The organism is Sorangium sp. So ce381, from assembly GCF_051473845.1.
Taxonomy (GTDB): domain Bacteria; phylum Myxococcota_A; class Polyangia; order Polyangiales; family Polyangiaceae; genus Sorangium; species Sorangium atrum.
This window is the reverse complement of the sequence record NZ_CP150336.1, coordinates 6,014,216-6,027,816: the sequence shown is the minus strand read 5'-3', so window position 1 is coordinate 6,027,816 and position 13,601 is coordinate 6,014,216. Positions and strand designations below refer to the sequence as shown.

1 protein-coding gene (cut by a window edge) is annotated in these 13,601 nt (G+C 73.7%); it reads left to right on the top strand.

Annotated features, from left to right (window positions below):
• Nucleotides 1–13,601 carry the 3' portion of an SDR family NAD(P)-dependent oxidoreductase gene (locus tag WMF29_RS22480; protein WP_437330797.1) on the top strand. It extends 11,635 nt beyond the left edge of the window, so the window shows 13,601 of its 25,236 coding nt (coding positions 11,636–25,236); its start codon lies off the left edge, out of view; the stop codon is at nucleotides 13,599–13,601.

Genomic DNA, 13,601 nt, shown 5'->3' with positions numbered 1-13,601 from the left:
TCGGTCGGGTGGAGGTGCTCGACGCGCTCGTCTCCCCGGGCCACGTCTACGTCCAGAGGGCCGGGGAGCTCCGGTTCCACGTTGCGATCCTCGACGACGCCGGCGTGACGCGCGCGCTGCTCCACGACGTGACCGTGCGCGAGTACCGCGACGCCCGCACGCCGTCGCTGTTCGTGCCGGCATTCCAGGAGCGCCCGCTCCCGGAGCCGCCCAGGGCCGCGGCCCCGCGCGGGGTGCTGCTCGTCCACCCCGCCGCCGTCTCCGGCTGGATCCCCGCCCTGAGCAGCGCGTTCCCGCCGGGAACCGTGCGCCGCATCCAGCTCGGCGCCGAGGATCGCCCGCTCGGGCCCGGGGCCTGGTCCATCCGAGCCGACGATCCGGAGGCGCTGTCCCGTCTCCTGGACGGCGCCGCCGGCGACGCCCTGGACGCGGTGGACACGATCTACTTCCTGGGTGGGCTCTCGCCTGCGCCGTTCGCCGCTGCCGACCTGAGCGCGCTGGACCGGAGCCAGGAGCACGGCGTGCTCACGCTCTTCCGGCTGCTCCGCCGCCTCCACGCCCTCCACGCGACGCACGTGCACCGCGCCTTGCAGATCAAGGTGGTAACCAACGACGCGCTCCGGGTCGGTCGCGAGGCCGTGCTCAACCCCGGTGCGGCGAGCCTCGTCGGGCTGTGCAAATCCGCGGCGAGGGAGCTCTCCCGGTGGCAGTTCGCCGTCCTCGACGTCCCGCTGCTGGGCGGGCGCGGCGAGGACCTCGGGGCGCGGTTCGGCGCCCTGGTCCCGGCCATCGTCGCCGAGACCGGCGAGGCCGAGGTCGCGGAGGTGGCGATCCGCGAGGGCAGGCGGTACGTGCGCGCGCTGTCGCCCGTCGCGCTGCCCGCGCCGGAGGCTCCTCCCTTCCGGGAGCGCGGCACCTACCTCGTGCTGGGGGGCGCGGGTGGGATCGGGCTGACCTTGAGCCGCACGCTCGCGAGGGCGGCCTCGGCCCGGCTGGTGCTCCTCGGCCGGCGCCCGCTGACGCCGGAGATCCAGCGGGCCCTCGACGAGCTCCACGCGCTGGGCGGCGAGGCCGTCTACCTCCAGGCCGACGCCGCCGATCCGGGCAGCATGGGGCGCGCGGTGGCCGCGGCCAAGGACCGCTTCGGTCGCATCCACGGCGTCGTCCACTCGGCGATCGTGATGCGCGACCGGTCGCTGGTGAACATGGACGAGGAGACCTTCAGGGCCGCGCTGGAGCCCAAGGTCCGCGGCAGCGCGGTCCTCTTCGAGGCCGTCCGGAACGAGCCCCTGGACTTCTTCCTGTTCTTCTCCTCGGTCCAGTCGTTCGGCGGCGGCGCGGGCCAGAGCAACTACGCCGCGGCGTCCACGTTCGAGGACGGCTTCGCCCACCACCTGGGCACGCACCTCGGCGTCCCCGTGAAGGTCGTGAACTGGGGGTACTGGGGCAGCGTCGGCGTCGCGGCGACGCCGGCCTACCGGGAGCGCCTTGCCCGGATGGGCGTCCAGTCGATCGAGCCCGAGGCCGGCATGGAGGCGCTGGTGCGCATCATGGCCTCTTCCTCACCGCAGGTCGCGGTGATGAGGGCCGCCCCCGAGGTGCTGCGCCAGCTCGGGGTCGTGGGCCAGGGCGAGGAAGCGCGAAAGGCCGCGCCCGCTCCGGCCGAGCCCACGGCGGCCCGCGAGGCGAAGGTCCAGCGCCGCGCGCTCGCCGCGGCAGGCGAGCAGGCCGCGGCCGCGACCCCTCGCGAGCGCTTCGTCGCATATGCGAAGGCGATCTTCGCCGAGGTCCTCCAGATCCCGCCCGGGAAGATCGACCCCGCGGCCACGTTCGAGACCTACGGCGTCGACTCGATCGCCAACCTCGACCTGCTCCGCCGCTTCGAGGTGGATCTCGGGCACCTCGCCCCCACGCTGCTCTTCGAGCACCTCACCGTGGACGCGCTCGCCGCGTACTTCGCCGAGCGCCACGCCGGAGCCCTCGATCAGCTCGGGCGCCCCTCGTCGGGCGAGACGATCACCCGGAGCGACCTGTTCCGGAGCAGGGGTGCCGTCCCCGAGCGAGCGCCTGTCGCGCCGTCCGGGGCCGCAGCACCGGCCACGCCGTCCGGGGCCGAGGCCACGGACGAGCGGCAGAGCGCGGCGGATACGGCGCGCCCGCGCGGCGCCGCTGCCGGAGAGAGCCCGCGCGAAGCACCCGCGCCCGCGAGGGCCGGCGCCCTCCCGGCGGCGCGGGAAGACATCGCCGTCATCGGCGCCAGCGGCCGTTACCCCGGCGCGCCGGATCTTCGCCGGCTGTGGAGCAACCTCGAGAAGGGGATCTCGAGCATCCGGGAGATCCCGCCGGATCGCTGGGACTTTCGCCCCCATTTCGATCCAGCGGAGGGCAAGGGGGGCCGGAGCTACTCCAGGTGGGGCGGCTTCCTGGACGAGGTGCGCTGCTTCGACGGGCTCCTGTTCAACATCTCGCCCAAGGAGGCCGAGGGCATGGATCCCCAGGAGCGCCTCTTCCTCGAGGTCGTGTGGAGCCTCTTCGAGGACGCCGGTTATGCCCACGATGCGCTGCTCCGGGCGGCCCCGAAGACAGGCGTGTTCGTCGGCGTCATGAACCGCGATTACGAGTGGCTCGGCGGCTACGCCTGCGCCCGGGGAAAGCTGACCTACGCGCACTCGTCCTTCTGGTCGATCGCCAACCGGGTCTCGTATTTCTTCAACTTGAGGGGGCCCAGCATGGCGGTGGACACCGCCTGCTCCTCGTCGCTGACCGCCCTCCACCTCGCGTGCGAGAGCCTGCGCGCGGGCTCCTGCACCTCCGCCGTTGTCGGCGGGGTCAACCTCCTCCTCAGCCCGATCCACTACGCGCGGCTGACCCTCGTGGACATGTTGTCGCGGGACGATCGCTGCAAGAGCTTCGGCGCGGACGCCGACGGCTTCGTGGTCGGCGAGGGCGTGGGTGCAGTCCTGCTCAAGCCCCTGTCCCTGGCGCTGGCCGACGGCGACCGCATCCTCGCCGTCCTCAAGGGCTCCGCCGTCAACGCGGGCGGCAAGACAGGCGGTTATACCGTCCCCAACCCGAACGCGCAGGCGGAGCTCATCACCCGCGCCCTCGAGGAGGCCCAGATCGATCCGGCCACCATCGGGTACGTGGAGGCGCACGGGACGGGCACCGTCCTCGGGGATCCCATCGAGATCGCCGGGCTCTCGCGGGCCTTCCAGTCCGGGACCGGGGCCCACGGCCGCTGCGCCGTCGGCTCGGTGAAACCCAACATCGGACACCTGGAGTCCGCGGCCGGCATCGCCGGATTGACCAAGGTGCTGCTGCAGCTCGAGCACCGCACCCTCGCGCCCTCGCTCCACGCGGAGCCTCCCAACCCGCGGATCGACTGGGCGATCTCGCCGTTCTCCCTGCAGACCCGGCGTGAGCCCTGGACGCCGATCGCGCGGGACGGGGAGGGGACGGCGTGGCCCAGGCGCGCGAGCGTGAGCTCCTTCGGCGCGGGCGGGGCCAACGCCCACGTCATCGTCGAGGAGCACCGCGACGAGCGCGCGTCCGAGGCGTCCTCGGAGCCCCAGCTGTTCCTGCTCTCGGCCAAGACCGAGGAGCGGCTCCGCGCCTACGTCGCGCGGTGGCAGGCGTTCCTGGAAGAGGAGGTCGACGAGGTCGAGGAGCTCGTCGCTCCTGCGCGCCGCGCGGCGAAGGGCTCGCCGGCCGCGATCCGCCCGCAGGCCCTCGCGCTGATCGCCGGCGCGCTCTCGGTGTCCCCGGCCGATCTCGATCCGGACGACGACCTCTCGGAGTACGGCCTCGATCAGGCCGGCGTGGGGCGCGTCGTCGACCACCTCAACGCCGCCCTGGGCACCGACCTCACGCTCCACGCAGCGTCCTGGTGCTCGAGCGTGAACGCGTTCGTCGCGGCGCTCACCGGAGGTGATGCCGGCGCCCGCGTGAGCCAGGACGAGCCGGCGCCGCCGCGCCTTGCTCTCGACGACGCGGCGTTCGTGCTGCAGACCGGCCGGACGCCCATGGCCGAGCGCCTGGCGCTCGTCGTCTCCGACTTCGGCGAGCTGCACGCAGCGCTCGGCGCCTACCTCGCGGGTCGCGCTCCGGCCTCGCTGCTCCGCGGCCGCGCCGGCGCCAAGGAGGGCGAGGGCGAGACGGCGGGGGCCCTCGACGTCCAGGCCATGCTTCGCGCCCGAGATCTTCCGGCGCTCGCCCGGGTCTGGGTGGCCGGCGGCGAGGTGGACTGGCACCGCCTGCCGCGCTCCCGCGAGCCCCGCAAGGTGTCCCTTCCGACGTACCCCTTCGCGCGCGAGCCTCGCTGGATCCCGGACGCGGGCCCGCTCCTCTTGCCGGTCGGCGCCGCGCCGCCCGCGGCGGCGAGCCGCGAGGAGGCTTCCCCCGGCGATCCCTGCTTCTATTACGGGTTCGACTGGGAGCCCTCGCCGATCGCTGCCGAGCGCGGGGCGCCGCTGCGGGGGGTCACGCTGAGCCTCGAGGCCGGCGACGGACAGGGCGGCCGCGATCTGCCGGGCGCCGTGGTGCGCGTGCGCCCGGGTCCCGCGTACCGCGAGGTGGACGGCGGGGGCTTCGAGATCCGCATCGACGCGGCGGGCGATTACGACCGCATGGTGGCCGCCCTCGCGGCCTCGAGGCGGTTGCCCGAGCGGATTGTCCACCAGTGGAGCCTCGCCGGCGGCGCGCCGGCCGCGGCGGAGGAGATCCTCACCCGCGGCGAGGCGCTCCTCGATCTCGGGGTGCATTCGTTGTTCCACCTGCTCGGCGCCCTGGCGCGGGCCGGTCACAGGGGCCTCTCGCGCGTGCTCTTCGCGTACCCGGAGCTCGACGGTCCCAACCCGTTCCTGGAAGCCGTGGCCGGCTACGGTCCCTCGCTGCGCCACGTCTTTCCGGAGCTCGTCTTCACCGTCGTGAGGCTGGAGGGGACGGCCGCGCGGGCGGCGCACGGCGCCCTGGCCGACGAGTGCCGGGCCGCTGCGGCCGAGGTGCTGTACCGCGGCGACCTGCGCCTCGTGCGCGCGATCGCGCCGCTCCGGGTCCCGCCGCCGCCGGACGGCGCCGCGCGGCGGCGCGACGGGGTGTACCTGCTGACCGGCGGCGCCGGCGCGCTGGCGTCCCTGGTCGCCCGGCACCTCGCCCGCGCCGGACGCCCGCATCTGGTCCTCACCGGACGCTCGCCCGACGTCCGGCCGGCGCTCATGGCCGAGCTGGAGGGCCTGGGCGCCACGGTGAGCTACCGGAGCGTCGACGTCGCCGACCGGGCCGGCATGGCACGGGTGATCGACGAGATCCGGCGCCGCTCCGGCCGCCTCGACGGGGTGATCCACGCCGCGGGCGGGACCGACGCGACGCGGATCGGCGACAAACCGCACCGCGACTTTGCGGCCGCCCTGCGGAGCAAGATCCAGGGGACCGTCGTGCTCGACGAGGTCACGCAGGACGAGGATCTGGACTTCTTCGCCCTGTTCTCGTCGACCTCCGCGGTCCTCGGCGATTTCGGCCAGTGCGACTACGCGGTGGGCAATCGCTTCCTGGACGCCTATGCGCAGTACCGGACCCGGCTCTGCCAGTCGGGCCGGCGCCGTGGCCGGACGCTCTCCGTGAACTGGCCCCTGTGGCGGGAAGGCGGCATGCACTTCGACGCGCGCGGCGAGCAGCTCTACCTGCGCTCGACGGGCATGAGGTACCTCGAGGCCGACGAGGGCCTCGCGGCCTTCGACAGGCTCCTCGCCTCCGGAGCCGCGCAGGTGATGGTCCTGGCCGGCGAGCGCGCGAAGATCGAGCGCCTCCTCGGCCTGACGCCGCCGGCCGCCGTCGCCGTGGCCCCCGCGCCGGCCGCCGTGGCCCCCGCGCCGGCCGCCGTGGCCCCCGCGCCGGCAGCGCAGGACGCGCGGGCCGGGGCGGCCGCGGCGGAGAGGCTCACGGAGGTCCTGCGCCGGATGGCCGCGGAGATCATCGGGCTAGAGCCCGAGCGGCTGGGTGTCGACGTCAACCTGGGAGACTTCGGGTTCGGCTCCATCGACCTCAAGACCTTCTCCGCGCGCATCGACGATCGGCTCGGCGTCACCGTGAGCCCGACCGTGTTCTTCTCTCACCCCGATGTGCGCGGGCTGGTGGACCACCTGCTCGCGACCTTCCCGGCGCTGAGCAAGGCCCCCGACACCACCCGCGACGCAGCGACGGGAGGCCGGTCCTCGGCTCCTCGCGGCGAGCCGGCCGCCCCGATCGCGGGCAGCGCATCCGCCACGCGCGCGCCGGGGGGCGGCGCCCAGGGCGATGCGATCGCCATCATCGGCGCGAGCGGCATCTTCCCGCGATCGCGCGATCTGCGCGCCTTCTGGGAGAACCTCCGCGATGGCGTGGACCTCATCACCGAGGTGCCGCCCGAGCGCTGGGACTTTCGCGCCTACGACGGTGACCCCACCGAGCCCGGGAAGACCCGCTCCCGGTGGGGGGGGTTCATCCCCGATCACGACGCCTTCGATCCGCGGTTCTTCAACCTCTCGCCCGCCGAGGCCGAGCTCATGGATCCCCAGCACCGCCTGCTCCTGCAGGCCGCCTGGCACGCCATCGAGGATGCCGGTTACCGGGCCTCGGACCTCGGCGGCCAGCCCGTGGGTGTGTTCGCGGGGATCCAGTACGACGATTACAGCCGGATCCTCCAGGAGAGCGGCGCGTGGGGGGCCCAGGCGGCCACGGGGAACAACCTGGCCATGCTGGCCAACCGGGTCTCCTTCCTGCTCAACCTCCACGGGCCGAGCGAGGTCGTGACCACCGCCTGCTCCAGCAGCCTCGTGGCCGTCCACCGCGCCGTCCACTCGCTGCGCCTCGGCGAGTCCACGCTCGCGCTCGCGGGCGGGGTGACCCTGATGTGCTCGCCCGAGGGCGTGATCGGCGCCGACCAGCTCGGCATCCTCTCCCCGGACGGCCGCTGCAAGACGTTCGACCGGCGCGCCGACGGCTTCGTGAAAGGCGAGGGCGTGGGCGTGGTGCTCCTCAAGCCCCTCGAGCGGGCCGTCCTCGACGGCGATCGGATCCTCGCGGTCATCCGCGCCACGGCGGTCAACCACGGCGGGCGGGCCGCGTCGCTGACCGCCCCCAACGCGCAGGCCCAGGCCGATCTGCTGGTGGACGCCTACGCGCGGGCCGGCGTGTCCCCGGAGACCGTCACCCTCATCGAGACCCACGGCACCGGCACCGAGCTGGGCGACCCCGTCGAGGTCGACGGCCTCAAGCTCGCCTTCCGCCGCCTCGCCGAGCGCCAGGGCCTGGCGCTGCCGGCGCGGCCGTACTGCGCCCTGGGCGCCGTGAAGACGCAGATCGGCCACCTCGAGCCGGCGGCCGGCATCGCCGGCCTCCTCAAGCTCGTGCTGTCCATGCAGCACCGGACCCTGCCGGGGAACCTCCACCTGCGCGAGCCCAACCCGTACCTTCACCTCGAGGGCTCGCCGTTCTACCTGCCGACGGAGACGCGGCCGTGGTCGCCGCTCCTCGACGAGCACGGCGACCCCGTTCCCAGGCGCGCGGGCGTGAGCTCGTTCGGGTTCGGCGGCACCAACGCGCACGTCGTGCTGGAGGAGTACCCCGAGCCGCCCCCGCCGCCGCCCCGGAGCGGGCCGCGGTTGCTCGTGCTCTCCGCGCGGGACGAGGCGCGCCTGCGCGAGTACGCGCAGCAGCTCGCCGACCGCCTCGAGGCGCTGAGCCGCGACGCGGCGCCCTCGTGCGACCTCTCCGACGTCGCCTACACGCTGCTCGTGGGCCGCGAGGTGATGTCCTCCCGGCTGGCCGTGATCGCCGGCTCGCTCGGCGAGGCGGCGTCCGTGTTCCGCCGGTTCTGCCGGGGGTACACGCCGTCGGGGCAGGTGTTCCACGGTCGGGTCGACCCGAGCGGCAGGTCCGCGCCGTCCCAGGTGAGGCGCGACGCCCCGCTGGCGCGAGCGGGCGGAAATGGGGTGAACCTTGTCGACCTCGCCGCGGCCTGGGTGATGGGGGCGCCCCTGCCGGCCGACGTGCTGTTCGCGGGGAGCCGGCCCAGGCGCGTCGCCTTGCCGACCTATCCCTTCGCCCGCGAGCGGTACTGGGCCGGCAGCGCCCCGTGGCCGCCGGTCGAGAAGGCCGCTCCCGGGCCCGACCTCTGCCAGGACCTGTTCTACGAGCCGGTGTGGACACCGCTGCGCGCCCCGCTCGCCGCGTCGTTCGACGGCCCGACCGGCGCCTCACCGGCGCCAGCGCGGCAGGACGTGCTCATCGTCTCCACGCCGGCCGCTGAGCCGCTCCGGCGGGCCCTCGCCGCGGCGCACGCCGGGGACGAGGTGCGCTCGCTCGGCCTCGGCTCGGGCGACGGCTCGGACGCGCCGCTCGAGGCCGTGCTCGCGGGGCTCCGCCCGGGCGCGCTGGTCTATGTCCTGCCGTTCGCGGGCGCGGAAGGCGCCGCCGGAGCCGCCCCGACGCGCGCGATCACCGCGTTCTTCCGGCTGATCAAGGCGCTCTTCCGGCGCGGCTTCGACGTGAACCCCCTGAAGCTCAAGGTCGTCGGGAACGAGACCTTCCACCTCGAGGCAGGGCCCGTCCGTTCGCCCCTCGCCGCCGCGTTCTACGGGCTGGCGAAGGTGCTGGCCAGGGAGTGCGAGCACTGGGAGATCGCCTGCCTGGACCTCGCGCTCGGCGAGGAGAGCGCCAGGCCGACCGCAGGCAGCGTGGCCGGCAGCATGACCAGCAGCGTGGCCAGCAGCGTTGACCGAGTCCGCGCCTTCCCCTGGAGCCGGCAGGGCACCCTGGCGCTGCTCCGCGACGGCGTGCTCTACGAGCAGGAGCTCGTGGCCGTCGCCGTGCCACCGCGGGCGCCGCCGTTCCGGCGAGGCGGCGTGTACTTCCTGGTCGGCGGCACAGGCGGCGTGGGCCACGCGCTGAGCCTCCACCTGGCCCAGGCCGTCGGCGCTCGCCTCGTCTGGGTCGGCCGCAGGCCGCTCGATCGCGAAATCGAGCGCCAGATCGCGGCGGTGGAGGGCAGGGGAGGCAAGGTCCTCTACCTGCAGGCCGACGTCACCGACCTCGCCGCGATGAAGGCGGCCGTGGCCCGGGCGAAGGCCGCCTTCGGTCGCATCGACGGCGTCATGCACGGCGCGATCACGCTTGCGGACGGCCTCCTCGCCGGGATGACCGAGGAGCGGTTCACCGATTGCCTGGCCCCCAAGGTCGAGGGGAGCCTTGTGCTCGGCGAGGTGTTCGCCGGCGAGCACCTCGACTTCATGACGTTCTTCTCCGCAGCGGCGGCGCTGTTCGGCAACGCCGGCCAGGGCAACTACGTGGCCGCGAGCTGGTTCGAGGACGCGTTCGCCCTCGGGCTCGCCGCGCGCGTCGCGTACCCGGTCCAGGTGATCGACTGGGGGTTCTGGGGGCTCGTCGGGGCCGCCAACCTGCCCGAGGTCGAGCGGCGCTACGCCGCGCAGGGCGTTCATCCGCTCACCGTGCCCGCGGCCGTGGAGGCCTTCGGCCGGATCGTGGCCTCACCGGCGCGGCAAATCCTGGTCTTCCGGGCTGAGAGCGCCGCCTTGCGGCGCGCCGGCATCCTCCGGCGCCGCGAGGTCTACCCCGCCAGCGCCGCTTCCGTGCTCGAGGAGCCGCTCGTCCTGCCCGCGTCCGAGTCCATGGCCGCGGAGCCGTCACGGGCGTTCGACGAGGCCCTCCAGCAGGTGGACGAGCTCGCCCGCTGGGACCTCCTGGCCGCCTTCCAGCGCGAAGGCTGCTTCGAGCGGCGCGGCGCGGGCTGCGGTCGAGGCGCGCTGCTCCGGCGGCTCGGCGTGGTGGCGCCGTACGATCGGCTCCTCGACGTCCTCTTGCAGATCCTCGCGCGCGCGGGGTTCGTCGAGCTCCGCGGCGGCGAGGTGATCGCGACCGCCCGGGTGGACAGCGCCGAGGCCCGGGAGCGGCTGCGTCGCCTCACCGACGAGCGCGAGCGGCTCTGCCGGACGCCGCCCGTCGGCGCGCATGCGGCCCTGCTCTCGGCGTGTGTGCGCGATCTGTTCCTCGTGATGGCCGGTCACAAGAGCGGGGCCGAGGTCCTGTTCCCGGGCGGCTCGTCCGAGCTGGTGAGCGGCGTCTACCAGGGCAACGCGGCCGCGGATCATTTCAACCGTCTGGCGGCGTGGGCGGCGCGTGCGTACGTCCGCCGGCGCTCAGGCGCGGAGCCGCTCGCCGAGCTCCGGGTCCTCGAGGTGGGCGCGGGCACGGGGAGCCTGAGCGCGCGCGCCCTCGACGCCTTCGCGGCGGAGGGGGTGCGGGTTCGCTACGTCTACTCGGACGTATCCCGCGAGTTCCTTCGCGCAGGAGAGCGGCGGTTCGGGGCGGCGTACCCGTTCCTCGAGTTCCAGGTCGTCGACCTCGAGCGGGACGTGGAGGCGCAAGGCCTCACCCCGGGCTCGTTCGATCTGATCCTGGCGAGCAACGTGCTGCACGCCACGCGGAACGTTCATCGCACGCTGGAGCGGCTCAAGCGCCTGCTCAAGGCCCATGGGGTCCTGCTGTTCAACGAGGTGACCCGGGCGGAGACGTTCCTGTCGCTGACCTTTGGCCTGACCGCGGGGTGGTGGCATTTCGAGGACGGAGACCGGCGCCTCCCTGGCTCTCCGCTGCTCAGCCCGGCGGGGTGGCGCGCCGCATTGCAGACGGCCGGCTTCCGTCGCGTCCACCTCTTTGGCCAGGCCGGGATCGAGCCCCTTGAGGGCCCGCAATGCGTGGTGATGGCCGAGAGCGACGGCGTCGTGGTCGCGCCGCTCGCGCCGCTCGCGCCAGATAGCGCGCACGCGGAGGCGCAGCGGGTCGGACGCCAGGGCGAGGTCGCGCAGCGGGCCGACCGCTCGCCCGGGCGCAGCGCCGGCTCCGACGAGGCGGCCGCCCGGTGGATCCGCGATGAGCTGCGCGGGGTCCTGGCGCGGACCCTCAAGCTGGATCCCGCGAGCATCGAGGACGAGGCGCCGCTCGACGCCCTTGGCGTGGATTCGCTCGTCATGATGACGCTGAAGCGAGAGCTGAGCAGAGACTACCCGGATCTGCCGGCGACGCTCTTCCTGGAGCACACGACGCTCGCCGAGCTCACCGGCTACTTCCTGGAGCACCAGCGCTCGGTCGTGGACCAGCGCTGCCGGGACGCGGAGGGCGTCGCGCCGGCGGCCTCCGAGCGCGCGCCGGCCGCCGCGGCGCCCGTGATCGAGGAGCGCGGCGCTCGGCTCGCTCCGGAGAGCGCCGCGGACGACATCGCCATCCTCGCCCTTGACGGGCGTTATCCCCAGGCGCGCTCGCCGGAGGAGCTCTGGGAGAACCTCCGCGCCGGGAGGGAGTGCACGAGGGAGGTCCCCGCCGATCGATGGGACGTGAGCGCCTACTACGACGCTGACCCCCGGAGGGCCGCCGCGGGCAGGATGTACTGCAAATGGGGCGGCTTCCTGGACGATATCGGCCGCTTCGACGCCCTGTTCTTCCAGATCTCGCCCACGGAGGCGGCGAGCCTCGACCCGTCCGAGCGGCTCTTCCTGGAGATCGCGTGGTCCACCCTGGAGCGCGCCGGGTACGCGCGGCGGAGGTCGCAGTCGCGATCGGTCGGTGTCTTCGTCGGCGTCAACGTGGGGGATTACCACCTGCTCGCCCTGGAGGAGCAGGCGCGGGGACGCTGGGTGTTCTCCAATCCCTCGTTCTCTGCGATCGCCAACCGGGTGTCGTACTTCTTCGACCTCCAGGGGCCGAGCCTGGCGATCGACACCCAATGCTCCTCGTCGCTGACAGCCATTCACCTGGCGTGCGAGAGCCTGCTGCGCGGGGAGTGCGAGATGGCGCTCGCGGGTGGGGTCAACCTCTATCCCCATCCTTCTCGTTACGTGAACCTCTGCCAGGTCAAGGCGCTGTCGTCGACCGGCCAGACCCGCAGCTTCGGCGCGGGCGGCGACGGCTTCGTCCCCGGGGAGGGCGTGGGCGCCGTGCTGCTCAAGCCGCTGCGCCAGGCCCTGCTCGACCGGGATCCGATCCTGGCCGTCATCAAGGGCAGCGCGCTCAACCATGCGGGCAAGACAAGCGGGTTCATGGCCCCGAGCCCCGCCGCGCAGGCCGACCTGCTCGAGCGGGCCCTCGCGCGGGCGAACGTGGATCCCGGCTCGGTGAGCTACATCGAGGCGCAGGGCATGGGCTCGACGCTCGTCGACGCCGCCGAGCTGGCCGCGTTCACCCGGGTGCTCCGCCGAGGCCGGCGCCAGGGGCCCTGCCTCCTCGGCTCGATCAAGCCCAATATCGGCCACCTCGAGGGGGCCGCCGGCATATCGCAGCTCACCAAGGTCGTCCATCAGCTCCGGAGCCGGCAGATCGCGCCGTCCCTCCACGCCGATCCGGTCAATCCGGAGGTGGGCTTCGATGCGTCGCTGTTCAGGATCCCCGGCGCGCTCGAGCCCTGGCCCATGCCGGTCGTCGACGGGCACGCCGAGCCCTCCACGCGGCGAGCCTGCATCTCGTCGTTCGGCGCGGGAGGCTCCGGGGTCTACCTGATCGTCGAGGAGCTCGACGATCCGGCGGCGCGGTCCGCTCCCGTGCCCATGTCCGCGCCGCAAGGTGAGCAACTGTTCGTCCTCTCTGCCATGGATGGAGATCGCCTCGTCGCCTACGCGCAGCGGCTCCTGGATGCCATCACCTCTCGCGACGGCGCGGGGGACATCTCCCTGCGGGATCTGGCCTTCACCCTGCAAACGGCCCGGGAGGCCATGCCGTGGCGGCTCGCCGTCGCCGCGCCCGATCTCGATCACCTGCGCGCCGATCTCCAGCAGTTCGTCCGGGAGCGGCGGCAGACGGAGCGAGTCCGGTGGGGCCGCATCAGCCCCGCCGGAGCGGTCCTCGCCACGAGCCCCTCGCCCGCGAGCGCGCCTCTCTCCGCGTCTTCGGCCGCGGCGCTGGCACACGCTTGGGTGGCCGGCGCGCCGGTCGATTGGACCGCGTTGTACGAGGGAGGCTCAGCGCCCCAGCGCCTCACCCTGCCCACGTATCCTTTCGGCGGGGCTCGTTGCTGGATAACGCAGGGGCCGGTCTCCGCGCCCGCGCCGGAGGCCCCGCCCGCCGTGACGGGCGTGAATGGCACGGCGGCCAGCCCGAGCGCGCCGCGCGCGCCGCAGGGCGGGACGAGCCTCGACGCCATTACGACCTACCTCCAGGGCACCATCGGTGACTTCCTGGGCCTCGCCGGGTCGCTGCCCGCGGATCAAGCCCTCGTCGATTTCGGCGTGGGGTCCATTGCCATGGCCAAGCTCTGCTACCACCTGGAGCAGAGGCTGCGCCGGCCGTTCCCCAATGCAGTCCTGGCGCAGGCAGGGACGATCGATTCGCTGGCGGGAATGATCGAGCGCGATCCCGCGCTCGCAGAGATCAAGGCCCAAGTGCTCCGCGCCCAGGGCGCTCCCGGCCCCGGCGCGCCGGAGCTGGCCGTGGGTCATGACGAGCTCTGGCGGCTCCTCGGAGCGCTCGGGGACGCGGAGCTCGACTCGCTCGGGGATGCGGAGCTCGACGCGCTGTTCAATGTGTTGCGCTCGCGCCCCGAGCTCGAAGGCATGGTCTGA